The following is a 24,700-nucleotide window of genomic DNA, read 5'->3' as shown; positions in this document are numbered from 1 at the left end:
GGCTGCCCCTGCCCGTCATCTTCTCCGCCCTGACAGCGGAGGTGGACGCGAATTTATTTTGGTGCGAAAATAAGTGGGTCACGGACGCCCCCGAGCACAAAGGACCTCCTTCATGCCACTCGCCCGCACCGCCCACGCCACCGCTGCTTCGCGTTCTTTCCGCGCGCTGCGCTCCTGTGCCACTCGCGCGCTCGAAACCGAACGCGCGCTCTACCTGAGCCGCGCGGGCGTGAGCATTGTCCTCGACCTGACCGAGGGGCGGATGCCCGCAGTCGCCTATTGGGGCTCCGACCTCGGCGACCTCACCCGCGACGAGCTCGACCTCATCCTCGACGCTGCAACGGTCGCCCCGAACCAGAACGCCCTCGACATTCCCCCACGCACGGGCCTCCTCCCCCAGGATGCCGACGGTTGGCTCGGCGAGCCCGGCCTCCTTGGCGGGCGCGACAACGGCTCCGGCTTCGCCCCGCGACTCGGCCTTGTGGCGCACACGCTACGGCAGAACGTGCCCGACGGTTCCGGAGAAAAAGACGTCCTCTCCCTCACGCTCGAGGATGCCGCCCTCGGTCTCGAAGTCGTGCTCACCCTCGAACTACTGAACTCTGGACTCGTGCGCATGCGCGGCACGCTCACCAATCACGGAGAGGGAAACTACCTGCTGCAGTCGTTCACGATGGCGCTCCCGGTGCCGTCGGAAGCGAACGAAATCCTTGATTTTGCTGGCCGCTGGACCCGCGAGCGCGAACCTCAGCGCTTGCCCGTGCGCGTGGGCCAACACCTGCGCGAGAATCGCCGCGGGCGCACCGGGGCCGATTCGGCGTTCCTCATGCATGTGGGCGAGCGGGGCTTCACCTACTCGTCCGGCGAGGTATGGGCGCTGCACACGGGCTTTTCGGGCCAGCACCGTCATGTCGTGGAGCGTACGAGTGCGGGAGAGACAATCCTTGCGGGCGGCGAAGGGCTGTTCGCCGGCGAGGTCGTGCTCGCGCACGGCGAGAGCTACGAGTCGCCTGACGTCTACGCGAGCCACGGCGTGGGTCTCGACGAGGTCGCGCAGCGCTTCCACGCGTGGCTGCGCTCGCGCGAGAACCACGTGGACACGCACCGCCCCGTCACCTTGAACGTGTGGGAGGCCGTCTACTTCGATCATGACCTCGACCGTCTCAAGGATCTCGCGGATCGCGCCGCGGAGCTCGGTGTTGAGCGCTACGTGCTCGACGATGGCTGGTTTGGCGATCGCCGTGACGACTACGCGGGCCTCGGCGACTGGGTTGTCAGCACGGACGTGTGGCCGAACGGGCTCACGCCGCTCATCGAGCACGTCAAGGGCCACGGCATGCAGTTTGGCCTGTGGTTCGAGCCGGAGATGGTCAACGAGGACTCGGCCGTGGCGCGCGAGCATCCCGAGTGGATCATGGGCACGACGATGCAGCGGCTGCCCGAGCAGTCGCGTCACCAGCAGGTCCTCAACCTCGCGATTCCCGAGGCCTACGCGCATGTGCGCGATCAGATGGTCCAGGTCCTCGAGGCCAACGACATCGACTACATCAAGTGGGATCACAATCGCGACCTCATCGAAGCGGGCTTTCGCGAAACCGGCCAGCCCGCGACTCACGCGCAGACCCTCGCCACCTATCGCCTCCTCGATGAGCTGAAGGAACGCTTCCCGGGCCTCGAGATCGAATCGTGCTCATCGGGTGGTGCGCGCGTGGACCTCGGCGTTCTTGAGCGCACGGACCGCGTGTGGGTATCGGACTGCATTGATCCGCTTGAGCGCCAAATGATGAACCGCTGGACGAACCAGCTGATCCCTCTGGAGCTCATGGGCTCGCACGTCGCCTCGGGCGCCTCCCACACGACTGGCCGCCTCCACTCGATTGGCTACCGCGCCGCGACCGCGCTTTTCGGGCATTTCGGCATCGAATGGGATCTGCGGCTTGCCACCGACGAGGAGATGGCGGAGCTTCGCGAGTGGGTGCAGCTGTATAAGGACGTGCGCGATCTTCTTTTCACGGGCGATCGGGTACGCGTGGATCTTGGGGACGACTCGGTCGCGCTCCACGGTGTCGTCGCGCGCGATGCCTCCCGAGCACTCTTTGCCTTCACGGCTCTCTCACGAAGCGACGCTAACCAGACGGGTCGCCTCTACTTCCCGGGTCTCGACGACGATGCGCGCTACAGGCTCGAGGTCCTCGTGCCGGGAGCGAAGCCCTCGGGTTACGTCCCCTCGCCCGTCATGAGCAGCGCTTCGGGCTTCCTCGCGCCCACACCGGGCAATGCGCGCGAGTACGAGCGTCTCAACGCCGAATTCAGGGCCCGGGGCGTCACGGATCAGGTGCTGAGCGGTAGGGCGTGGGCGAGCGTCGGAATCACCACCCCGATCCTGAACCCTGAAAACACGGTGCTGCTGCGCCTCACGCGCGTGAGCTGACGGCCGCCACACTCCATGTCTTCCCCTTCACGCGTCCGCCCCACCTGGCTGTATCCGGCGGGGCGGACGGAGGCGTTTTGGACTGTGGTACACCGGTGCGCGGCGGGTAGGCGTTCGGTACGGTTACCGCATGAGTGAAGAAGCAACAGCGACGTCCAATCCGCTCCTCGAGGCCTCAAGCCTCCCCTACAACCTTCCCGACTTCGCCGCGATTCGCGACGAACACTACCTGCCTGCGATCGAGCAGGGCATTCGCGAAGCGCGCGAGGCCTACGCTTCGATCGCGAACGACACCTCGGAGCCCACCTTCGAGAACGTCGTCGCGGTGCTCGATCAACCGAGCCGCACCCTGAACCGCGCCGCGACCGTGTTCTACAACATCGCGAGCGCCGACGGCACCGAACCGCTCCTTGAGATCGAGTCGAAGGTGTCCGAACTCCTCACGGAGCTCGATAACGAGCTGCACCTCAACCCGCAGATCTTCGAACGCCTCAACGCCGTGTACGAGACCCGCGAGGAGGCGGGGCTCGACGCCGAGCAGGTGCGGCTCACAGAGAAGTTCCATCAGCGTTTCACACTCGCGGGCGCGGCCCTGAGCGAGGAGCAGCGCGAAGAGCTCGCGAAGCTCAACCTCGAAATTTCGAAGGCGCAAACGGAGTTCAGCCAACAGATCACGCGGGACATGAATGCCGCGGCTCTTCACCTCACGAGCGAGGAGGAACTGGCGGGGCTGAGCGAAGATTCAAAGGCCGCCGCCGCCCGCGCCGCGAAGGAAGCCGGCCGCGAAGGCTGGCTGCTCACCTTCATTCTCCCGACGAACCAGCCGGCGCTCAGTTCCCTCACGAACCGCGACGTGCGCAAGCGCCTCTACGAAGCAAGCGTCGAGCGCGGCGACCGCACGTGGCAGATGGCCGCAGAGATCGCGGCGCTGCGCGCCCGCAAGGCGGCGATGCTCGGCTTCGAGGACTTCGCCTCGCTCGCCGTTGCCGATCGCACGGCCCGGACCGCAGCGGCCGTCGATGAACTGTTCGCGAAGACGAGCGCACCCGCGATGGCGAACGCCAACCGCGAGGCCGAAAAGATCGCGGCCCGCGCAAAGCAGGATGGCATCGACACTCTCGAGCCGTGGGACTGGGCCTTCTACAGCGACAAGGTCAAGGCCGAAGAGTTCAGCGTGGATACCGCGGCACTTCGCCCGTACTTCGCGCTTGATCGCGTTGTTGAGGACGGCGTGTTCTACGCCGCCGAAAAGCTCTATGGCATCACCTTTAAGCGCCGCGAAGACCTCGTGGGTTATCACCCCGAGGTCAAGGTCTGGGAGGTCTTCGACGCGAGCGGCGAGGGGCTCGGCCTGTTCCTCGGCGACTACTTCACGCGCGAGACGAAGCGCGGTGGCGCCTGGATGAACAACATTGTCGATCAGTCGCTCGCGGAGGGCACGAAGCCCGTCGTCGTCAACAACCTCAACATCAGCGCACCCGCCGATGGCGATGTGGCGCTCGTGTCCCTCGACGAAGTGAGCACGCTCTTCCACGAGTTCGGCCACGCTCTCCACGGCCTCTTCTCGAACGTCGCGTACGAGACCCTCTCGGGCCTCAGCGTCGAGCGCGACATCGTCGAGTACCCGAGCCAGGTCAACGAGATGTGGATGTTCCACCCGGAGATCCTGCCGAACTACGCCAAGCACGTCGAAACCGGAGAGGTTGTGCCGCAGGAGCTCATCGATGCCGTGACAGCCTCGCAGCAGTGGGGCGAGGGCTTCGGCACGGTCGAGTATCTGCGCGCCGCCGCACTCGACTGGGCGTGGCACCGCCTCCCCGCCTCCCTCGAGGCCGAGCCGATCGAGGATCCGGTCGTGTTCGAGCAGGCCTCGCTCGAGGACGCGGGCCTCATGCATCCACTCGTCGAGTCGCGCTACCGCACGAGCTATCTCAACCACACGTTCTCGGGCGGCTACGCGGCCGGCTACTACTCATATCTGTGGGCTGAGGTGTTCGACGCGGACACGGTCGCCTGGTACGAAGAGAACGGCGGGCTCACGCGCGAGAACGGCGACAAGTTCCGCGCCCACGTGCTCTCGATCGGCGCAACGCGCCCGATCCCCGAAGCCTTCAAGGATATGACGGGTCGCGAGGCCCAGTATGAGCCGCTGCTCAAGCGGCGCGGTCTGATCTAGTCGCTAGTTCACATCAGGGGCGGCGCCTTCGGGTGCCGCCCTTTTCGTTGCGGCACGGCGTCCACGCCATCGACGCACGAACCGCACGAGCACGACGATCGCAACCACCGCCGCGATCAGGATGAAAACCGCGGCGATGCCCGCAAGGATCGGCAGCAGCACCGCGAGAATCGAGAGGATCACGGCAGCAATATCCTCGATCACGCTTACGACCACGTTCGAGACCGGCTCGGGCGAAACATTGACCGCCGCGCGCGTCGCAGCTTTCGCGCCGTGCGTGCCAAGTGCCGCGAACGTGCCCACAGCCGCGTAGACCACCGCGGTCGTCGTGTCCGTCTCCCCGCCAAGCAGGAAGCCGATCGCGCCGCCGGCCACGGGCCGCACAAAGCTGTTGATGCCATCCCACACCGAATCGAGAAACTGCACCTTATCCGCGAGGAAATCCACGATCACAAGAATCGCGGCAATCACCAGAACGTCGGTGCGCTGCATCACCTGGGGAATCTCCTGCACCTCGAGAAAGCGCCCCGCAAGACCGAGCACGAGCAGCATGAGGTACGGGCGCACTCCGCTCACCACGCCGGAGCTAAGGGTCATCATGAAGGCTTCCACGGCGTTCTCCTTCGGGTGGGGCCAAGGGGATGGGGTCCGACGGCTGCCGGCAACCGTCGGAACTACCGTACCCAAAGGCGGTGCGAGCCGTCGCGGGTAGTGTTGACGCATGGCACAGTTTAGGCGTCCAGCATCTCTGTCCCCCCAGCGTCAAGAGGCGATCGAGGGAGGTGTCGATCCTGCCCTCAAGAATCAGGCGGCGCACGAGAGCGCTGCGGCGCTCCTGCGGGAGACGCGCGAGAATGCCCGCCCCGAGGTTGTCGAGCGCGTGCTGAGACTCGTTGAGCGGGAGGGCCTCGAAGATCTCGCTGCGCTGTGGTCCGGGGCGGAGCCGGCCTCGCTTCCGGGCGCCCTGTGGCGACTGTACGTCCTGCACACGTGGGTTCAGCGCGATACCGACGAGGTCCGGCGCCTGTTCGAGCTTGGTCAATCCACGGCGCCGGGCCTCACCTACCTCGTAGGGTTTAGCGATCCGCCCACGATCGATTCGATGCGCGTGACGCTCGATGCGATTCTCTCGGGCGCATTCACGGGCGATCTTTCGGTGGCGCTCTCGCGCGCGGCGGCCGTCGCGATGCTCGCCGCTTACGGATCGGCCCACGCCGCCGACTCCCCCGCCTCTCGCACCGAACTCGCACGTTCATTCGGGACCCCCGCGACACCCGAGGAGCTCACCAAGCGCGCCGATCGCCTCCTCAAAACCGGCGAGGCACTCAACGAGGCAGCCCGATCAGCAGCGGCCGGCACGCTCGCGTAGCACTCAATTCGCGGGGTTGAAGCACACGCCCCCTTCACTGTTAGGCTTGTGTGCGCGCCGGGCCGCGGTGGCCCCGGGCTCCAACATTTGCCGCTACGAGCGGCCTTCGCGCCGACAGGCGCCCCCGGTCCGGCGCTTCACACCTCTTCGTGAGGTGTTCGACCCTCTCCACGCCCGATTTCGTTACGTTCGAGCGGTACCCTGAGGCTATGCCGCTGTTTTCCCCTCCTCGCGAAAAATCCGTGTATCACATCTTCACGGACCTCGCGCAATGCGTGCAGGTCAGCGCAGAGACCCTGGCGGAGAGTCTCGCCCTCGAAGGAGAGGGCCGGTCCTCGGCATTCGACCGCCTCCAAACGCACATGATCGATGCGGCCGAACTCAACCACAGGATCGCGAACAGGCTCGCCACAAGCCTCGTCACGCCGTTCCAGGCCGATGCCCTTCACGGCGTCGCCGCCGCCATGAAACTGTGCGTGAGCGAGATGGAGCGCACGGCTGATCTCACGCAACGACTCAACGTGGGTAGGCTCCCGAATCGACTTCTCGAGATCCTCTCGATCATCGAGCGCGCATCGGAACTCGTCGTGCAGTGCGCGTGGCAACTGGACAAACCGCAGCAGCTTTCAGGATTCGACGAAGATATGCGGCGCCTCACGACCCATGCCTCTGAGCATTCCCGCACGGCCATCGCCGAGCTGTGGGACGGTTGCGCGAACCCTTCGGACTTCGCCGCAACCGCGCGCACGCGCGAAGTGATCGCCGCACTCGAGCGCGTGCTGCTCGCTTTCCAGAATCTTTCGCACTGCGTCGATTTGTTGCGAGTCAAGGACGTCTGATGCTCACCTGGAGCATCGTTGCCCTTTCGATCGTGTGGGCGTTCACGAACGGCGCCCAAGATGCCTCAAACGCGGTGACGACCACGATCGTCACGCGAGTACTTCCCGAGCGCGTCGCCCTTACCTACGCGGCAATCATGAACGGCGCGGGGGCGATGTTTGGCCTCGTGAGCATGATGTTTTTACAGTCCTCACTCGTGGAGATCGTGGGCGTCCCGGGAGCCCTTCTCGATCAACCCGACGCCCTCGGGACCGCACTCGCCTGCGGAATCATCACCGCGATCGCGTGCCTGATCGTGGGGTGGTGGCGCGGCATTCCTCTCTCGGGGTGGGTCACGACTCTCGCCGCGCTTGCCGGCGCATTCGCGGGTGCCCTCGGCGACGTGCGCCAGCTCAGCCCGATCGCTGTCGTGTTTATCCCGGTGCTGATCGGCCCCCTCGTCGGTTTTGCCTTGAGTTTCGCCCTGACGCGAGCCGTAAGCGGGTTGCAGTCCAAGCGACACCTGACGACGCAAACCGTTCGCTGGACGCAAACAGTCACCGCGGGGCTCGTCGCCTTCGGGCACGGGCTGAGCAATATCCGCCTGCCACTCGCGATCGTCGTCGTGGCGCTCGCGGGGCTCGGGCAATCCGGTGCGATCGGCTCCCACACGCACGGCCCGGAGTCCGACGGTTCCCTCGGCCACCTCCTTTCTTCCCACGCGGGATTGGCCGCCCTTCCGCTGTGGATCGCGGTGCTTCTTTCGGGAGCGATGGCCCTTGGCACTTTCGTGGGCGGGCGCGAAATCGTGCGAACACTAGGCCGGCGCCTGACGGACCTCACAGTGAGCCAGGGCCTCGCGGCAGAGACCTCAACCGCCCTCCTGCTCTACGGTGCGAGCGTGTGGCTTAGATTCCCCCTGTCCTCGTCGTTTACGCTCGTCGGCTCCATCGTGGGGTCGTCGCTAGCCGCCTCGAAAAGGTCGGTTTCCTGGCATGTGCTCGGACGGATCGCGCTGTGGTGGGCACTCACACCGCTCGCGTGCGCGGCGCTCGGGTGGGGTTCAGCCTTTGTCGCGCTCGCGTGAGCATCGCACGCTTTTCCAACTAGGCGTAAAGGCAACCTTGTAGGCTTGAACGTGCAGCGCATCACCTTCGTGATCGCGGTCCCTACTTAGACTTTCCTGGAGGCACACGTGTCCGATTCCTTCAACGGCAACAATCGCCCGCGTCCCACCTACGGGCAAAGCGCCAACGAGGCACCCAACCAGTACAACTCGTATGGTCAGCCGAGCGCTTCCGGGCCGCAGGGCTCGAACCCGTACCAGAGCGCACCCGAGTACTCGCAAAGCGGCCAGCAGTTCCAGCCGCAGAATCAGTACTCGCAGCCCCAGTACGCACCGCAGGCTCAACAGGGCGCCTTCGGGGGCTACGGCACTCCCTATGGCTACGGTGGCGCGGCCGTGAAGCCGAAGCAAAAGCCCATCGGCATCATCCTGACGCTCATCGGCGTCTTTCTCCTGATCGTTTCCGCGGTTCTCTTCGGCGTTGCGGTGTGGCGCACCGGTTCGGGTTTTGTGAGCGAGATGGGCGATCTTTCGAAGCTCGACAAGGCCAACAGCGAGTTCGCCGATGGCAAGGCCACCTACGACTTCGAGGTCGACGGCCTTGAAGTAATGGTCGTCTACATTCCGAAAGTCGACGCTGAGAATGCCACGTGCAAGGCCGTGCTCGAGGACGGAACCGAGCTTCAAGCCGAAGCGGATTCGTCGGACTCCGAGTCCCTCACCATTGACGGGCAGGAGTACGTCACCTATAAAGACTCGTTCATAGCGAACAACGTCGAGGGCAAAGGCACGCTCACGTGTGAAGGCGTGAGTGCACCCGTGTCCGTCATCGGCCCGATCAACCCGCTCAACATGGTCGGCGCTGGGATCGGCTGGGGCCTCGGCTCCCTCGTGTGCGGCCTCATCGGCGGCCTGCTCTTCTTCGTGGGCATCATCGTCATGATCGTCCGCGCGATCGGCCGCAGCAGGAATTAAGAGAGCCCACGCGGGCACAAAGGAAGCGAGGAGTTTTCCATGGTTCACGAACGGGCGGGGAAGCTCCCGCTCCCTTCCGATCTGATCGACCCGGCCGCGGTTGTCAATGCCTACTATTCGCGACAGCCGGATCCAGCGAACCCCGATCAAGCGGTGAGCTTCGGAACCTCCGGGCACCGCGGCAGCTCTCTCGATACGGCGTTCAATGAGGGCCACATCGCGGCGACCACGCAGGCGATCATCGAGTACCGCGCGGGGCAAGGGATCCGCGGCCCACTCTTCATGGGCCGCGACACCCACGTGCTGAGCAAGCCCGCGTTCGACACCGCCCTCGAGGTGCTCGTGGGCAACGGCGTCACCGTACTCATTGACTCGGGCGATGGGTACACGCCTACGCCGGCCGTTTCACACGCGATTCTCGTGCACAATCGAGGCAAGAGCACGAGCGATGAGTCGCGCGCCGATGGCATCGTCGTAACGCCGAGCCACAACCCCCCACGCGATGGCGGCTTCAAGTACAACCCGCCGCACGGTGGGCCCGCGGGCACCGACGCGACGTCCTGGATCGCTAATCGTGCGAACGAGATCCTCACGGGCGGGCTTCGCGAGGTACGCCGCGTCAGTGCGGCGAAGGCGGTTGAGGGCGCCGGGCGCTACGACTTCACGACGACTTACGTCGAGGATCTTCCTTCCGTTGTGAACCTCGAGGCTATCGCGAAAGCAGGGGTGCGAATCGGCGCCGATCCTCTCGGTGGCGCGGCCGTTGAATACTGGGCCCGCATCGCCGAGCGTCACGGGCTCGACCTCACGGTTGTCAACCCCAAGGTCGATCCGACGTTCTCGTTCATGACACTTGATGCCGACGGCATCATCCGCATGGACTGTTCGAGCCCGTGGGCAATGGCCTCGGTTCTCGAGCAGCGCGAAAAGTTTGATATCGCAACGGGTAACGATACGGATTCTGATCGCCACGGCATCGTCACGCCACAGGGCGGTCTCATGAACCCCAACCACTACCTCGCGGTTGCCATCACATACCTGTTCAATAACCGCCCCGAATGGCCGAGCAACGCCAAGATCGGCAAGACCCTCGTCTCGAGTTCCCTCATTGACCGCGTCGGCGCAAAGATCGGCCGCGAGGTGCTCGAGGTTCCCGTGGGCTTCAAGTGGTTCGTGCCCGGGCTGCTCGACTCGTCAGTGGGCTTCGGCGGCGAGGAAAGCGCGGGGGCGTCGTTCCTGCGCATGAACGGCGATGTGTGGACGACCGACAAGGACGGCATCATCCTCGCCCTGCTCGCCTCAGAAATCACGGCCGTCACGGGCAAAAACCCGCACGAGCACCTTTGCGATCTCGTTGACGAATTCGGCGCGAGCGCCTACGCGCGAATCTCCGCGCCCGCCGATCGGGAGGCGAAGGCGAAACTCAAGAACCTCTCTCCCGAGGCGGTCAGTGCCACGAGCGTCGCAGGCGAAGAGATCACGGCGATCATGACGAGTGCCCCTTCGGGTGACCCCATCGGTGGTCTCAAGGTCACGACTGAGAACGCATGGTTCGCGGCGCGCCCGTCGGGCACCGAGGACATCTACAAGATCTACGCCGAATCTTTCAAGGGCGAAGATCACCTCAAGAGCGTCCAGGCCGCTGCCAAGGACGTTGTCGATGCCGCTTTGAGCGAATAGTCCCTTTTCAGAGACTGTTTTTGCAGAAAATTGGGAGTGTCCGGGTGAACGGGCACTCCCAATTTTGTGACGAAGCGGTGACGATTCATGCACCGATCGGTCTAGTTTTTCTTACAAAACGATAACAGGGGTGACACCGACACTTACTGGCGCGTACTCTAGACACCGTTGCGCGATTCTCGCACCGCCATTTTCGCGCTCTACACCGCTCTTTCCCCGGGAGACTGCATGTCCATTTCACGAACCGGCGCGCGCCGCACAGCGCACCACGCGCCGGCACGCAGTCTCCCATCGCGGCATCGCCGTCTCGCCGCGCGCGCGGGCGCGATCGCGTTGGCACTTTCACTGTCGGGAATCCCGGCAGCGCCTTTAGCCTTCGCGGCGGGCGATTCTACGCAACCGTCGGCACCTTCTGCCTCTGACAGCCCCACGAGCGGCGCTGAGCCGGCTCAGCCCGATGCCCCCAAGTGCGTTGTGCCGGGCGAGGAATACTTCTTTTTCGCGGGCTTCCGCTGGGTGAAGTGGTGGATCGAGCACCCGGGTGAGGATCCGTGCTTTATCTGGGCCCCCGCGCCCGAGCCCGAACCAGAACCGTCACCGGATCCCACGGAACAGCCCGCCCCGGAGCCGGAACCCACCACGGAACCCACGGAGCAGCCAGCCCCGGAGCCGGAACCCATCCCGGAACCTGAACCCACCGTGGATCCCACGGACGCACCATCGCCCGAACCAGAACCATCGCCGGCTCCTACGGAACAACCCGCCCCGGAGCCGACACCCACCATGGATCCCACGGACGCACCATCGCCCGAGCCCGAACCGGAAGCATCGCCGGAGCCCACGGAGCAACCTGCCCCGGAGCCAGCACCCACCACGGACCCCACGGACGCACCATCGCCCGAGCCCGAACCGGAAGCATCGCCGGAGCCGTCGGCGGAGCCCGCCCCACAGCCGAACCTGGAGCCCGCTCCTGCACCGTCGGAAGCGCCGTCACCCGCGCCTGCATCGGAGCCCGCCCCGCAGCCGAGCCCTAAGCCTGAGCCTGAACCCAAGCCCGAGCCTGAACCCAAGCCCGAGCCCGAGCCCGAGCAACTTCCTACGGACGCCCCGGCCGTCGCCTCCTCACCGCACGAGCGCCCCGAGTCTCTTGCACCGGATCTCGCGCCCGAGCACACCACTGAATCCGAAGTCAATGCCGGGTCCGCACCGGCGGCCGAACCCCCACTCGACTCCCCCGCGCCGCTGCTCGTGCCCGAACAGGAGAATTCGGGACTCGCTCTCGCGCCGGCTCCGACGAGCCAACAAACTGAGATCCCCGCCCTCACCGTTCCCACGACCGAGGAATCGCAAACCGCCCCACCTGGCGTTCGCCTCAACCCCACGCAGGCCCCCACCGACGGTTCAACTCCGCCAGCAGATGACGTTCTCGGTACGGACGAAGAGAAGGTCGACACGATTCTTTCCGTGTGGACCAACCCCGATGGCAGCGCCCTCGGCACGCTCAAAACCATCCTCGCGAGTACGGTCGCGGTAGGCGTTGGTGTTGCCGGCAGTCTTGGTGCCCTCACGCTCAGGGCGCGAGCAAAGCGACCGTAGAGGCCCGCGAGTCAGCCTTGTTCAGGCAAAGGCAGGGCGATCCGACCTAGGCGATCTCGCCGCGCTCACGAAGGCGCGACTTGATGAATAGCAGAATCGACGGGACCGCGCGCTCCATCTTGAGCACGGTGCGGTCGAAAAACTTCTGACTCTCGTAGAACGGATCGGGAACCTCGAGATCCTCGGGCTCAGCAACTGCCGGCTTCGCCGGATCGAATTCACCCCACATGTGAAGCGTGGGCGGCTCGACGCCTTCGGGAATCGCCTCGAGTTTGCGCGTCATTTCCGCGAGGTGTTTCGTGCTCATCGTGAGCACGAGGTCCCATTCGCCGAGCTGGTGGACGAGAACGGTGCGGGCTGCATGCGCATCCGGGCTATAGCCAGCGCGCTCGAGGGCAAGGACGATGCGATCGTCCATGGGGAACCCTTCGGATTCGTACGTGGTTCCCGCGCTTTCAACCTCGACGAGACCCGCGAGACCGGCCTGCTCGAGGCCGGTCTTGAGCATGACGGCGGCCGCGGGCGAACGGCAGATGTTCGCCGTGCACACTGTCAACACTCGGTACTTGCTCACGCCCCTATCTTGCCGCATTTTCGGCGCGAGCGTTAAGGGTCGTACCCGGCGCGTCAACTAGTATGGGGTGGCTCCCGCCGGGGGTCTTTGCCGCGATCTGAAGTGCATGGAGGTGCGCGTTGGGTTCACACGCGTTCTCGCGACTGGATCGTCCCCATTGGTCGGCGCGCCTCGAAGACAAAAAGAACACCGCAGTCGCACGCGTGTTGCGCACCCTCGGCTACGAGGCGCGCGTCCAGCCGTATACCGCGTATGGCTCCCCCACAAAAGTACGCGTGCTCGGGCGCGTTCTCTTCGCGGGCGCCGGTACGCGCCCGGATCATTTCGATCCTCCGGTCTACGACATGCGCTCGCTTGCGCGGCGCGGCTTTCGGAATTTCACGTCGCAGATCGACCCGCACGTTCGAGTTACGGTCACCGTGAGCACCGCCAAGGGCCCACAGGTCTTTGAGACGTACGCTGACCGCTCCGGCATTATCGACGAGATCATTGCCGTAGAGCTCGCCCCCGGCATCCACGAGCTCTCCCTCAGCACCGATGGCACAAACACCGTCACGGCGAACGTCCACGTTTTCGATGATGAGGCGCAAGAAATCGCGGTCGTCAGCGACATCGACGACACGGTCCTCATCACGCTCCTGCCCCGCCCCCTCATCGCCGGGTGGAACGCCTTCGTGATCTCCCAGGCCTCCCGCCGCATCGTTCCCGGGATGGCCGTTTTCTACCAGCAGCTTCGCCGCCACTACGGTGAGAACACCCCGTTCATATACCTCTCGACGGGAGCGTGGAACGTCGCGCCCGTGCTCGAACGCTTCCTTTTCAAGAACGGGTACCCTGCCGGCCCGCTTCTCCTCACCGACTGGGGCCCCACCAATACGGGCTTCTTCCGCTCGGGCACACGCCACAAGCTCACGACTCTCGCCGCCCTGCGCGAGATGTTCCCGAATACGCGCTGGCTCCTCGTGGGCGACGACGGTCAGCACGACCCCTCGATCTACGGAAGCGTGGTCGATGAGCATCCGGAGTCGGTCGCCGCGGTAGCGATCCGCGAACTCACCGACGACGAGCAGGACCTCGCTCACGGTGCCGAACGCCCCCTCGCATCGATTGGCGCCCTCGCGCGCGCCCTCGTGGATGCCGTACCGAAGGTGTGGCGCAGCACGATTGGTCGAAACGGTTCCGACGATCGCCCGGCAACCGTCGGGCCTTCCTCAAACGTTGAGGCCAGCGCCAGCTCCACGCACGCGCCCGGGACTGCTCTCGAGAGCGTGCACGAGCGCCAGGGGGTGCCGTGGGTCAGCGCACCCGATGGTTTTGGCCTTATCCGGGCGGCGCGCGCAATCGGGATCCTCGGCCACCACTAAAATCAGGGTGGAGAGAGGGGCAGGCATGGGCGAGAGGACCTTTACCGTCCGCTACGACGATGGCGGTCTCGCCGACGCCGCGAGTCCGCGCGAGGCGCGCGCCCGCCGCTACTGGCAGGCCCTCCTCGCGTTTTGTGGGCGGCACGTGACCGCGCTCGTCGCGCTCCTCATCGCGGGAGTTCTCGCGGACATCGCCTTGAAGAAGGCGTTCGGTATCCACATCTTTTTCATTTCGCTCGTCACTTCGGGAACGGTTTTTGCCCTCCTCGGGTATGTGTTCTATCGAGACGGTCGCAACCTCTACGATCGAGTGTTTCTTTCGCGTCGCGAGAACCCGCCAGGTCCGCCCCTGGCGCCAACGGGCGCGGAGGCCTACGAGTGGGGTCGTGCGATCGACGGTGTTGGACTGTGGATTGACCCCGAATATCTCGGCCTCGTCGCAGACCCGGGACAGTACGAGACCTACCCGTGGAGCGATGTGCGTCTCGACGAGGCCAAGTTCCGCGGGATTGGCAGGAGCGATTTGATCGTTCACTTGCCTCACCGCCACTTGCGCTACAGCGGCGACAAGCTTGGAGTGACCGCGGCAGACATCATCGCGCGTGCCTCGAGCCTCGCGCGCTAGCGCACAAGTGCCGAGGCTCCCTCTCGCGTAGTCACAGGGGTGTCGCGCCGCCCCTACAGCACGCTCGCGAGGAATGCCTTGAGCCGCTCCGAGCGCGGGTTATCGAGGATCTCGCTCGGCGGCCCAGCCTCGACCGCCTTACCGCCATCCATGAACACGACGTGGTCGGCAACCTCGCGCGCGAAGGCGATCTCGTGCGTCACGACGACCATGGTCTGGCCCTCGGCCGCAAGATCCTTGAGGACCTGGAGCACTTCGGCAACGAGTTCGGGGTCAAGTGCCGATGTCGGCTCGTCGAACAGCATGATCTCGGGCTCCATCGCGAGGGCCCGCGCGATTGCGACGCGCTGCTGCTGCCCGCCTGAGAGCTCGCTCGGGTAGTGGTCGGCGCGGTCGCCGAGGCCGACACGTTCGAGAAGCTCAAGCGATCGCGCACGCGCCTCACCTTTCGACATGCCCCGCACGTGGATTGGCGCTTCGCTCACGTTCTCGAGGGCCGTCATGTGAGGGAACAGGTTGAAGCGCTGGAACACCATCGAGATGCGGGAGCGCTGCGCGGCGATGTCCTTTTCGGAGAGTTTTTGCCAGCGACCGTCGGCAAGCGGTTCCGGGGCGTACCCCTGCAGTTCTCCGTCGATCAGGACTTTCCCACCCGTGGGTTCCTCGAGTTGGTTGATGCAGCGTAGGAGCGTGGATTTACCCGAGCCCGAGGGTCCGATGAGCACGCACACGTCCCCGTCGCCCACCTCGAGGTCAACGCCCCGTAGGACGTGCAGGTCCCCGAATGCCTTGTGAATGTTCTCGAGCCGAACCTTCGGCTCTGCGGCCTTGCTCATGTCACCTTCCTCGCCACTGTTTTCTGTTCTTGCCACATGTGCCCCTGCGCTCACAGCTCAACCTCCGGCAGCGGGTCCTTCGGGGTTGTGCCGGCCGCGTTCACGGATGTCTGGCGCGAGGCTCGTTTGCCGGGGCGCACCGCGGCGCGATCGTCGAAGCCGCGGCCGAAGTAGCGCTCGATGTAGTACTGGCCCACCATGAGCACACTCGTCACGGCGAGGTACCACAGCGCTGCGACGATGAGCATCGGCACGGGCTTGAACAGAAGGTTCGCGATCGAGTTCGATGCGTAGGTGAGATCGAGCGTGAACGGCACCGCGAGGACGAGCGAGGTCGTCTTGAGCATTCCGATCGTTTCGTTGCCAAGCGGCGGGATAATTACGCGCATGGCCTGCGGAAGCACGATCCTGCGCAGGATGAGCGAGTTCTTCATGCCGAGGGATTTCGCGGCCTCGCTTTGGCCACGCTCGACGCTCGTGAGGCCCGCGCGCATGATTTCCGCGAGGTAGGCGCCTTCGTTGAGGCCGAGTGCGACCGTGGCTGCCCAGAACGCGGTAAAGAAATCTCGCGTCGAGAAGCTGAAGAGTTCGGGCCCGAACGGCACACCGATCACGACCTTCGGAATGATCACCGTGATGAGACCCCAGAACACGAGCTGCGTGTAGACGGGCACGCCGCGGAACACGAAGATGTACGCCCACGAGACGCCGCGCAGAACGGGGTTGGAGCTCAAGCGCATGATCGCGGCGGTGAGGGCGATGATGGTGCCAATGATCATCGACACGAGCGTGAGCAGCAGGGTCCAACCAACGCCGCGAACGACCTTCACGTCGAAGAGGTAGGTCCCAACGACGTCCCATTCAAAGACCTCATTGCCTGCGGCGAAGACAATGAGCCACGCGCTGAGGAGCGCGGTGATGACCGCGGCGATCCATGTTCCTGGCCTCGGGGCCCGCTTCGCGCGGATCCGGTTCGGGATCGGGGTATCGATACTCGTGTTCATGCCTTTTTGACCTCTGCTTTCTCGATAAGCCCCGCGTCGTTGCCCCACGCGCTCATGATGGTGCGCAGGGCTCCCGTGTCGATGAGGTGTTGCACGGCAGCGCGCAGCGCTTCCGCGAGTTGATCCTCGCCCTTTTTGACGACGATCCCATTGAGTGCCGATTCCTCGACGTCGCCTACCTGTTCGAGGCTCCCGCGCGAACGAGCGATCGCGTAGCTCGTGACGGGTGAGTCGGCAATGAGCACATCGGCCTTACCGCCCGCGACGTTCGTGACGGCGTCGGAGTTATTGGCGTAGGCGAGGACGTCGACGGGGCGTTGACCTTCGGCGCGGCACTGCTCATCGGCGGCGAGAGCGATTTCCTCCTGGTAGGAGCCAACCTGCACCGCGGAGCGTTTGCCGCACAGTTTGTGCGGGTCGATGGAGTAGGGGTTGCCTTTCTTGACCGCGTAGGAGATGCCGGCTTCGAAGTAGCTCACCATCGTCACGGTTTGGAGCCGTTCCTCGTTGACCGTGAATCCGGAGATTCCCACGTCGTACTTGCTTCCCACCGCGGGAATGATCTGGGAGAACACCGCCGATTCGGTGCGGGTTTTGAGCCCGAACACGATGCCGAGTGCAGTGAGCAGGTCGATGTCGTAGCCGACTGCCTTGCCGTTGCTAAGGAATTCGCCGGGCGCATAGCTCAGTTCGGCACCGTTGACGAGTTCGCCTCGCGCGCGGATCTCTTCGGGAAGGAGCGCGGCGATGTCCTCCTGGTACTCGATCCCGCTGAAGTCCACTTCGGGGATGAGGCTCGCTTCAGCCGCCAGCTCTTCGGAAGCACGCGTGCACGCGCCGAGGCTTGGGGCTAGGGCGCTTGCCACGAGAGCGGCGGGGAGGGCTCGCAGGAATGTGCGCCTGGAGGTTCCGACGGTTGCCGCACTGGCGTCGGATCCACATTCACCGGTTTGAATCATTTTGCAATAGTATGCATGGCTATGCGTTCGATGCAAGGCGTCCACAGTGTGACATACAGCGGGGTCGAAAGCCTCGGTGACGGGCATTACACTGGGATCACAAGCATCTCTCGGCAAGGAGGCCACCATGAACGAGAGCACCCCCACGAGCCGCGCAACCATGAATGAAGAAAGCTACGGGCATTTCCGCCGGCTCGGCACTTCGGGGCTTCTGCTCCCGCCGATCTCCCTCGGGTTCTGGCACAACTTTGGACGCGAACGCTTCGAAGGCGGCTTTGAACACGACGTTCGTGAACGCCCCAAAGCAGACTTCTCGCGTCAGCGCGAGATCGTGCACTACGCGTTCGATCACGGCATCACCCACTTCGACCTCGCCAACAACTACGGCCCGCCCGCGGGCAGCGCCGAAGAAGTCTTCGGTGAAATTCTCCGCAAAGACCTCGCAGCCCACCGCGATGAAATCCTCGTGACCACCAAGGCAGGCTTTCGCATGTGGCCCGGGCCGTACGGCGACGGCGGCAGCAGGAAGTACCTGCTCGCCTCACTCGATCAATCGCTCACGCGCCTCGGCCTCGACTACGTCGACATCTTCTACCACCATCGCCAAGACGACTCGACCCCGCTTGAGGAGTCGATGGGGGCACTCGCGCACGCCGTCAAGAGCGGCAAGGCGCTCTACGCGGGCATCTCAAACTACTCCCCCGAGAAAACCCGCGAAGCGGCAACGATGCTGCGCACGATGGGTGTTCCGCTCGTTGTCAACCAGGCGAGCTACTCGATGCTCACCCGCACCCCCGAGGAGAGCGCGAGCGGGCATGCAGAAGATTCGCTCCTCGGCGTATGCGAGCGGCTCGGCATCGGGGTCGTCGCGTTTTCTCCGCTCTCGCAAGGGCTGCTCACGAACCGCTACCTCACGGGCATTCCCGAGAGGTCACGCGCCGCGCAGAACGTGTTCCTCGGGGAAGACGTCGCGAAGGATCCCCGCTACCTCGAGAAGGTGCGCGCGCTCAGCCGCGTCGCCGACGACCGCGGGCAGAGCCTCGCGCAAATGGCCCTCGCATGGGTTCTGCGTAAGCGCGTCGTGACGTCCGCGATCGTCGGGGCGTCGAGCGTGCAGCAGCTGCGTGCGAACATCGCCGCCGCACGAACCATCGTGCGCGCGGGCGAGAGCGTTCCGGCAACACACTTCAGCGACGACGAGATCGCGAGGATCGAGGCGATCCTCGCCGATCCCGTTCCAGAAGACTGAGCATCTAGCCGTCCTGGGCAGAAGCCTGCAGCTCCTGCCCAGGACTGCTCTCACTCTCGCTGATCGCACCCTCGAACTGCGAGCGATACAGCCGCGCGTAGGCGCCGCCCGCCGCGAGAAGCTCGTCGTGGGTACCTTGCTCGACGATGTCGCCGTGTTCCATCACGAGAATCACGTCGGCGTCGCGAATCGTCGAAAGTCGGTGGGCGATCACGAATGAGGTGCGCCCCTCGCGCAGGGTGTTCATCGCGTTCTGCACGAGGACCTCGGTGCGAGTATCGACACTTGAGGTCGCCTCATCGAGAATGAGCAGCTCGGGCCGCGCGAGGAAGGCACGCGCGATCGTGAGAAGCTGCTTTTCACCGGCAGACACGCTCGAACCTTCGTCGTCGATGATCGTGTCGTACCCCTCGGGAAGGTGCTGCACGAAGTCATGCACGTGAGTGGCTTTGGCGGCTTCAAGCACCTCCTCGTCGCTCGCATCGAGGCGGCCGTAGCGGATGTTCTCGCGGATCGTGCCTTTGAACAGCCACGTATCCTGCAGCACCATCCCGGTGCGGCTACGGAGTTCATCGCGCGTCATCTCGCGCGTATCCACGCCGTCAATCGTGATCGTGCCACCGTCGATCTCGTAAAAGCGCATGATGAGGTTGACGAGAGTCGTTTTGCCCGCCCCCGTGGGGCCCACGATCGCAACAGTCATCCCGGGGCTCGCCACGAGTGACAAATCAGAAATGAGAGGCTTCTCGGGCGAGTAGGAAAAGCGCACGTGCTCGAACCGCACCTCGCCACGACCGGGCGATACGGCCTCGGCTTTGGGCCGGCGAGCGTCGGACCCCTCCCCCGGGCTTTCCGGGACCTGCTCCTCGGCATCCAAAAACTCGAAAATGCGCTCGGCCGACGCAACGCCCGACTGAAGCTGCGTGGCCATCGACGCGAGCTGCGACACGGGCTGCGTGAACTGGCGCGAATACTGGATGAAGGCCTGCACATCACCGAGCGTGAGCTGCCCCGAGACGACCTTGAGGCCACCCACGAGCGCCACTGCCGCGTAGGACAGGTTCCCCGCAAACATCATGAACGGCATGATGAGCGAACTGACTACCTGCGCACCAAAACTCGCGCGATACATCTCGGCGTTCTTCTTCTCGAAGCTCGCGCGCAGATCGCCCTGGCGACCAAAAACCGACACGATCTCGTGGCCGGAGAACGCTTCCTCAACCTCCGAGTTCACCTCACCCGTCGCATCCCACTGCTCCCCAAAGAGTTTCTGGGCGCGCTTGCCGATCACCGCGGTAATGACAAGCGCGAGCGGGATCACGATGAGCGCCACGAGCGTGAGAATCGGCGAGATCACGAACATCATGATGATCGTGCCGAGCACCGTGAGGCCCGAGGTAATGATGCCGCCGAGAGTGTTGTTGAGTGTGTTTTGCAGGTTATCCACGTCGTTTGTCACGCGCGACAAGAGGTCCCCGCGCCGACGCGAATCGAAGTAGCTGAGAGGCACGCGGTGCAGCTTCTCTTCGACGTCGCGGCGGAGCCGGTAGATGCTGCGGTACACCACGCGAATAAGCATGCGCGTTTCGAGCCACGTGAAGAATGCCGCGAGCACGTACAGGATCGTGACGGTGAGCAGAACCGTGTTGAGCGCGCCAAAGTCGATCCCGTGACCGGGATTCAAATCCATGCCCGAGACCATGTCCGCAAGCTGCTCTTGGCCACTTGCGCGCAATCCGGCGACGACCTGTTCCTTCGTGACGCCAGCCGGCAACCGCTTCGAGACGACGCCGTTGAAGATGATGTCGGTTGCGCGGCCGAGAATCTTCGGGCCGATCACGCTCAGGATCACCGAGAGGACGCCGATCGCCATCGCGCCGAGCAACATCGTCTTTTCGACCATGAGTTCGCGAAGAAGCCGCTTCAGCGACGGCCCGAAGTTCCGCGATTTTTGACCGGGCCGCAGGCCCCGCTCGCTCTGCTTCTTGTCCTCGCTCATTGCTTCGCCTCTTCCTCAAACTCTGAAGCCGCACCTTGCGAGGCGACGATCTCCTGGTAGGTCTCGTTCGTCGCGAGGAGCTCCTCGTGCGTACCGCGCCCGGCTATCCGGCCGTGATCGAGCACGAGGATCAGATCGGCGCTCGTGATGGTCGAGACGCGCTGGGCGACGATCACCATGAGAGCCTCGCGTGTTTCGGGCTTCAGGGCCGAGCGCAGCCGGGCATCGGTCTGCAGGTCGAGCGCGCTGAAGGAGTCGTCGAAAAGGTAAATGTCGGGCTTCGACAGGAGCGCCCGCGCGATCGAGAGGCGCTGGCGCTGACCGCCCGACACGTTTGAGCCGCCCTGGGCGATCGGGGAATCGAGCCCCTCGGGCATCTCGGCAACGAAGTCGCGGGCCTGCGCAATCGTGAGGGCATGCCACACCTCTTCGTCGCTCGCCTCCGGTCGACCAAACCTCACATTTGAGGCGACCGTTCCGCTAAAAAGATACGGGCGTTGCGGCACGTAACCGAGGCGACCGTGAAGCAACTCAGGCGCCGCCTCACGCACATCCACACCGTTGACCTTGACGGCGCCGTCCGTCACGTCGAAGAGCCGCGAGATGAGGCCGAGTAGCGTGGTTTTGCCCGAGCCTGTTCCGCCGATGATCGCCACCGTTTGCCCCGCGTGGGCCTTGAACGAAATGCCCTCGAGCACGGGCCGCTCCGCGCCCGGATACGCGAACGTAACGTCGTCGAATTCGAGCTCGGCGCGCTCACTTACACGCGGGTCCCCCGGTTGAACGGCGACCTCAGGAGCAGGAAGCACCACCGAACTGTGCGTATCGAGCACCTCCGTGATGCGCTCTGCGGAGACCATCGCACGCGGAATCATCATCGTCATGAACGTCGCCATCATGACCGCAATGAGGATCTGGATGAGGTAGGAAATAAACGCGACGATCGAACCGACCTGCATCTCGCCGCGGTCGATTGGGCCCGCCGCCGCGAGCAGCACGAGCACCGAGCTAAACGACAGCAGAAACATGATGATCGGGTTGATAAACGCGATCAGGTGCCCCACCCGTCGATTGATCTGCGTGAAGCGCTCGTTCGACACCTCAAAACGATCCCGCTCGTAGGGCTCGCGGACGAATGCACGCACCACGCGAATGCCCGTGATCTGCTCGCGAAGAATGAGATTGAGCTCGTCAATCCTCTCCTGCATCTCGCGAAACAGGGGCGCCGCACGCAGCACGATGACGCCGATCGCGATGAGCATGAGCGGCACCATGACCGCGATCAGCCACGCAAGTTGCGCCTCTTGCTGGAGCGCGAGAACGACACCGCCGATGCCGGTGATCGGCGCGGACACGAGGAACATGAGGCCGAAGAACGACAGGTTTTGAAGCTGTTGCACATCGTTCGTGTTGCGCGTAATGAGCGAAGCGGGAGTGAAGTGGCTGATTTCTTTCGCGCTGAAGGACTGCACGCGATTGAACACATCGGTGCGCACGTCCCGCGCAAGCCTCATCGCCACCCGACCCGCGAAGTAGTTCGCGGCGCAGAGGGCGAGAATATTGGCAAGGCTGACGAGAAGCATCCAGCCGGCAAGGCGCCAAATCGCGTCGATATCGCCCTTGGCGATGCCGAGATCGATGATGTCAGCGTTGAGCGTGGGCAGGTAGAGGGCGGCAAGCTGCGCCGCAGCTTCGAACACCACGACGAGCACGAGAGAAAGCCACGACATTTTCGCGTAGCGCCAGAGGAGTCTCAAGAGGGTCACGAGAGAGAAGAACCTTTCGTGCTCGTGCGGGTAAGGAGAGGCCGACGCCTGCCACGCCCGCAGTGACAATGCCAAAAGGATATAACCAATGCTGCTTCGCGACTAAGGTGATCGCTCACGGCCGATTCTGCCGTCCGCCGAGGGGCTGTATTAGCCTTGAGCGGTGAGTAAAACGACCCAGCGCATCGTCGTCCTGATCTTCGCTCTTGCCCTCATTATCCCCGCGGGGCTCGTGGGGATCGGGCAGTTCACGCAAAACGATCAGGACGGTCGGCAGGTGGCCGACTCCGCGCAAGACACGCGCGCAAAGGTCGATCCCGCGACCCAGCCAAAGCCGACGAACACCACGGAACCATCGCGCGCGGACTTCCCGGGTATCGACGACGAAACCGAGGCGGGAGCAAAAGCAGCCACCACATATCTCTTTGCCGTGTACGCCTACATGATCGGCACCGGTGACACGAGCGCGTGGCGCGAACTCATGGACCCGTCGTGCGAGGAGTGTACGCGCTTTGCTGACAATGCGGAGCAGCTTCATGCCGCCGGAGGCTGGATCGTAGGCGGCGAGATCACCCTCAGCGACGAGAAGGTGACGCTCACGAAGGGCAACGGTGCGAGTGATGGAGCCTCGACGACTGCGAAGGTCGACGCGACGTTCCACGAGGCCGCCGCAAAGCTCATCGATGACCCGACGCGCGAGCCCGCAACGCGCGGGGCGTCGCAGGGGAAGTTTTCCGTAGGTCTTCGTTTCGTTGACGGCCACTGGCGCGTGACGTCGATGGCGGTTGGTTAAGACAGCCGGTCAGACGGGCCTGTACAGAAAGAGGTCCGTGCGGTACGGCATCGCGACCCGGCTACCGGGGTTGTGGCCGAGGTGCTCGTGGAGGTACCAGTCGAGATTGTCGAGGACCTTCGCTCGGGTCTTTTCCGAAGCGGTGAGGTAGTAGCTGCGGGTCGTCGCAAGCCGTACGAAGTCCCACGTGGGGCGCTCATCTACCCAGTGTTCAACGTGACGCTTGACGAGCGTGAACCCTTCGCCCACGTCGGGGCGAAAACCCTCGCGCTGGACGTCGCCCGCGTGGGCAATCCGCGAATATCGATGCACCCACGGCACGCTCACATCGAGCGTGTTCCACACGAGAGCGAGCACACCGCCTGGCGCGAGAATCCTGCGAACTTCGGCGCTGACCGCATCCCGCTCGAACCAGTGCCACGCTTGCGCGGCAGTCACGAGATCCGCGCTTCCCGCCTCAAGAGTGGTAGCCTCTGCCGGCGCCACGCACGCCTCGAACCGCTGCGCCACCTGGCCCGCGAGCGCCTTCGCGCGCGCGACCTCGAGCATCGTCTCGCTCGTATCGAGCGCAGTGACGCGACAGCCTCGCTCAGCGAGAGCGAGCGAAAGCTTTCCCGTTCCGGCCCCTAGGTCAACCACGCGGGGGCGTGCAGCGGTTCCGACGGCTGCCACGATCAGGTCGAGAGCTTCAGCCGGGTACCCGGGCCTCAACTCGTCGTAGCCGTCGCCCTCGCCTAAAAACCCCTTCGCGAGTTCCACTTTGCGCTCCCGCGATCCATAGCGCGGTTCATCCCGGCCCGAAATGTTGGGGATCGGGCCGGGAGTGCTTCGCCTGTCGTTCATGGTCACGAAAGACCACCCTAGCCGCGGCTCTTGATGCTCCGCGTGATGGTCTGCAGATTTAGCAAGGTTAACGGCACAACCGCCACACGGCGGCGAGCTCGTGCCCGCCGCCGATGGCGCCTCCATTCGGGCTAGTCGACGGGGCTGACCCGCACGAGGTTGTGGTCGGGGTCGGCTATAACGAAAGTGCGACCAAAGACGTCGTCGTGCGGTTCCTCGATCACGTGCACCCCTTTCGTGACCCATTCCTCGTAGACGTCGTCGATGGCAGAGGCAGGACCGGGAATCATGAGCCCGATTTCGTTCGTGCGCGGTGTTGCTGATGCGAGATTTTCGTCGTGACCGGTCCAGATTGCGAAAAGCACGCCGGGCGCGACCTCAAAAGCGACGTACCGCGGGCTGGTGAAGGTGGGTTCGATTTCGAACAGGCGACTATAGAAATCGGTGGATCGCTCGACGTCGCTGACGTAGGTCAGAAACAGATTCGGGGCCGGCATGGGTCTCTCCTTATGTCAGTGGATCAGGGAGCCCCATATAATCAGGCATAGACGACACCTGCTGTCATGTTTTCTTTAA

At 64.2% G+C, this 24,700-nt stretch carries 21 protein-coding genes; 12 read left to right on the top strand and 9 right to left on the bottom strand.

Annotated features, from left to right (window positions below; genetic code table 11):
• Positions 1–112: 112 nt before the first annotated feature.
• Entirely contained in the window at positions 113–2,431 is a 2,319-nt protein-coding gene (locus tag DEHOM01_RS08315; protein ID WP_082738811.1) for an alpha-galactosidase, read from the top strand.
• A 130-nt stretch (positions 2,432–2,561) separates the two neighbouring features.
• On the top strand, positions 2,562–4,607 hold the full coding sequence (locus DEHOM01_RS08310) for a M3 family metallopeptidase (RefSeq protein ID WP_061212346.1): 2,046 nt from the start codon (positions 2,562–2,564) through the stop codon (positions 4,605–4,607).
• A 3-nt stretch (positions 4,608–4,610) separates the two neighbouring features.
• On the opposite strand, the gene DEHOM01_RS08305 is transcribed toward DEHOM01_RS08310, so the two are convergent.
• Positions 4,611–5,219: a DUF4126 domain-containing protein gene (locus tag DEHOM01_RS08305; RefSeq protein WP_061212345.1), complete on the bottom strand. Its 609-nt coding sequence runs from the start codon at positions 5,217–5,219 to the stop codon at positions 4,611–4,613.
• 109 nt (positions 5,220–5,328) lie between these two features.
• Between DEHOM01_RS08305 and DEHOM01_RS08300 the strand changes: the two genes are divergently transcribed.
• From DEHOM01_RS08300 to DEHOM01_RS10010, 6 genes are all read left to right on the top strand, one after another.
• Positions 5,329–5,976 carry a hypothetical protein gene (locus tag DEHOM01_RS08300; RefSeq protein ID WP_061212344.1) on the top strand — a complete coding sequence of 216 codons (648 nt, stop codon included), beginning with the start codon at positions 5,329–5,331 and terminating at the stop codon, positions 5,974–5,976.
• A 209-nt stretch (positions 5,977–6,185) separates the two neighbouring features.
• On the top strand, positions 6,186–6,815 hold the full coding sequence (locus tag DEHOM01_RS08295) for a DUF47 domain-containing protein (protein ID WP_061212343.1): 630 nt from the start codon (positions 6,186–6,188) through the stop codon (positions 6,813–6,815).
• Positions 6,815–7,882 (top strand): inorganic phosphate transporter, encoded by a 1,068-nt coding sequence (locus DEHOM01_RS08290; RefSeq protein WP_061212342.1) that lies wholly within the window; start codon positions 6,815–6,817, stop codon positions 7,880–7,882. Before DEHOM01_RS08295 ends, DEHOM01_RS08290 begins: the two co-directional genes overlap by 1 nt.
• A gap of 108 nt (positions 7,883–7,990) precedes the next feature.
• A complete protein-coding gene (locus tag DEHOM01_RS08285; RefSeq protein WP_061212341.1) occupies positions 7,991–8,836 on the top strand; it encodes a hypothetical protein in 846 nt (281 codons plus the stop codon).
• Positions 8,837–8,875: 39 nt separating this feature from the next.
• Positions 8,876–10,516 (top strand): phosphoglucomutase (alpha-D-glucose-1,6-bisphosphate-dependent), encoded by a 1,641-nt coding sequence (pgm, locus tag DEHOM01_RS08280; RefSeq protein ID WP_061212340.1) that lies wholly within the window; start codon positions 8,876–8,878, stop codon positions 10,514–10,516.
• A gap of 228 nt (positions 10,517–10,744) precedes the next feature.
• Positions 10,745–12,112 carry a hypothetical protein gene (locus DEHOM01_RS10010; protein WP_156468334.1) on the top strand — a complete coding sequence of 456 codons (1,368 nt, stop codon included), beginning with the start codon at positions 10,745–10,747 and terminating at the stop codon, positions 12,110–12,112.
• Positions 12,113–12,158: 46 nt separating this feature from the next.
• On the opposite strand, the gene DEHOM01_RS08270 is transcribed toward DEHOM01_RS10010, so the two are convergent.
• Positions 12,159–12,686 carry an arsenate reductase/protein-tyrosine-phosphatase family protein gene (locus DEHOM01_RS08270; RefSeq protein WP_245630694.1) on the bottom strand — a complete coding sequence of 176 codons (528 nt, stop codon included), beginning with the start codon at positions 12,684–12,686 and terminating at the stop codon, positions 12,159–12,161.
• A 119-nt stretch (positions 12,687–12,805) separates the two neighbouring features.
• Between DEHOM01_RS08270 and DEHOM01_RS08265 the strand changes: the two genes are divergently transcribed.
• Together DEHOM01_RS08265 and DEHOM01_RS08260 are read left to right on the top strand one after the other, a co-directional pair.
• Positions 12,806–14,050: an App1 family protein phosphatidate phosphatase gene (locus DEHOM01_RS08265; RefSeq protein ID WP_061212337.1), complete on the top strand. Its 1,245-nt coding sequence runs from the start codon at positions 12,806–12,808 to the stop codon at positions 14,048–14,050.
• Positions 14,051–14,075: 25 nt separating this feature from the next.
• A complete protein-coding gene (locus DEHOM01_RS08260; protein ID WP_061212336.1) occupies positions 14,076–14,675 on the top strand; it encodes a hypothetical protein in 600 nt (199 codons plus the stop codon).
• Between the two features lie 53 nt (positions 14,676–14,728).
• Here the strand turns inward: DEHOM01_RS08260 and DEHOM01_RS08255 are convergent, their stop codons facing one another.
• The 3 genes from DEHOM01_RS08255 to DEHOM01_RS08245 are packed head-to-tail and all read right to left on the bottom strand — an operon-like array spanning position 14,729 to position 17,474.
• A complete protein-coding gene (locus tag DEHOM01_RS08255; protein ID WP_061212335.1) occupies positions 14,729–15,511 on the bottom strand; it encodes an amino acid ABC transporter ATP-binding protein in 783 nt (260 codons plus the stop codon).
• Between the two features lie 50 nt (positions 15,512–15,561).
• The gene (locus DEHOM01_RS08250) at positions 15,562–16,515 is read right to left on the bottom strand and encodes an amino acid ABC transporter permease (RefSeq protein WP_061212334.1); all 954 of its coding nucleotides are present in this window, start codon (positions 16,513–16,515) and stop codon (positions 15,562–15,564) included.
• Complete coding sequence (locus DEHOM01_RS08245) at positions 16,512–17,474, bottom strand: ABC transporter substrate-binding protein (RefSeq protein WP_061212333.1); 963 nt, start codon at positions 17,472–17,474, stop codon at positions 16,512–16,514. The genes DEHOM01_RS08250 and DEHOM01_RS08245 overlap by 4 nt, the downstream gene beginning before the upstream one ends.
• 127 nt (positions 17,475–17,601) lie before the next feature.
• On the opposite strand from DEHOM01_RS08245, the gene DEHOM01_RS08240 reads away from it, so the two are divergent.
• Complete coding sequence (locus DEHOM01_RS08240; RefSeq protein ID WP_061212332.1) at positions 17,602–18,723, top strand: aldo/keto reductase; 1,122 nt, start codon at positions 17,602–17,604, stop codon at positions 18,721–18,723.
• A gap of 4 nt (positions 18,724–18,727) precedes the next feature.
• On the opposite strand, the gene DEHOM01_RS08235 is transcribed toward DEHOM01_RS08240, so the two are convergent.
• Both DEHOM01_RS08235 and DEHOM01_RS08230 read right to left on the bottom strand, forming a co-directional pair.
• On the bottom strand, positions 18,728–20,722 hold the full coding sequence (locus DEHOM01_RS08235; RefSeq protein WP_061212331.1) for an ABC transporter ATP-binding protein: 1,995 nt from the start codon (positions 20,720–20,722) through the stop codon (positions 18,728–18,730).
• Positions 20,719–22,452 (bottom strand): ABC transporter ATP-binding protein, encoded by a 1,734-nt coding sequence (locus DEHOM01_RS08230; RefSeq protein ID WP_061212362.1) that lies wholly within the window; start codon positions 22,450–22,452, stop codon positions 20,719–20,721. Before DEHOM01_RS08230 ends, DEHOM01_RS08235 begins: the two co-directional genes overlap by 4 nt.
• A gap of 199 nt (positions 22,453–22,651) precedes the next feature.
• Between DEHOM01_RS08230 and DEHOM01_RS08225 the strand changes: the two genes are divergently transcribed.
• Entirely contained in the window at positions 22,652–23,281 is a 630-nt protein-coding gene (locus tag DEHOM01_RS08225) for a DUF6318 family protein (protein ID WP_061212330.1), read from the top strand.
• A 9-nt stretch (positions 23,282–23,290) separates the two neighbouring features.
• Here the strand turns inward: DEHOM01_RS08225 and DEHOM01_RS08220 are convergent, their stop codons facing one another.
• Together DEHOM01_RS08220 and DEHOM01_RS08215 are read right to left on the bottom strand one after the other, a co-directional pair.
• Positions 23,291–24,124 (bottom strand): class I SAM-dependent methyltransferase, encoded by an 834-nt coding sequence (locus tag DEHOM01_RS08220; RefSeq protein ID WP_061212329.1) that lies wholly within the window; start codon positions 24,122–24,124, stop codon positions 23,291–23,293.
• Positions 24,125–24,255: 131 nt separating this feature from the next.
• Positions 24,256–24,621: a VOC family protein gene (locus DEHOM01_RS08215; RefSeq protein WP_061212328.1), complete on the bottom strand. Its 366-nt coding sequence runs from the start codon at positions 24,619–24,621 to the stop codon at positions 24,256–24,258.
• Between the last annotated feature and the right edge of the window lie 79 nt (positions 24,622–24,700).

The sequence above is a fragment of the Dermabacter hominis NBRC 106157 genome (genome assembly GCF_001570785.1).
GTDB lineage: Bacteria > Actinomycetota > Actinomycetes > Actinomycetales > Dermabacteraceae > Dermabacter > Dermabacter hominis.
Note: the sequence above shows the minus strand (reverse complement) of the source record. Positions and strands in the feature narration are given on the sequence as shown.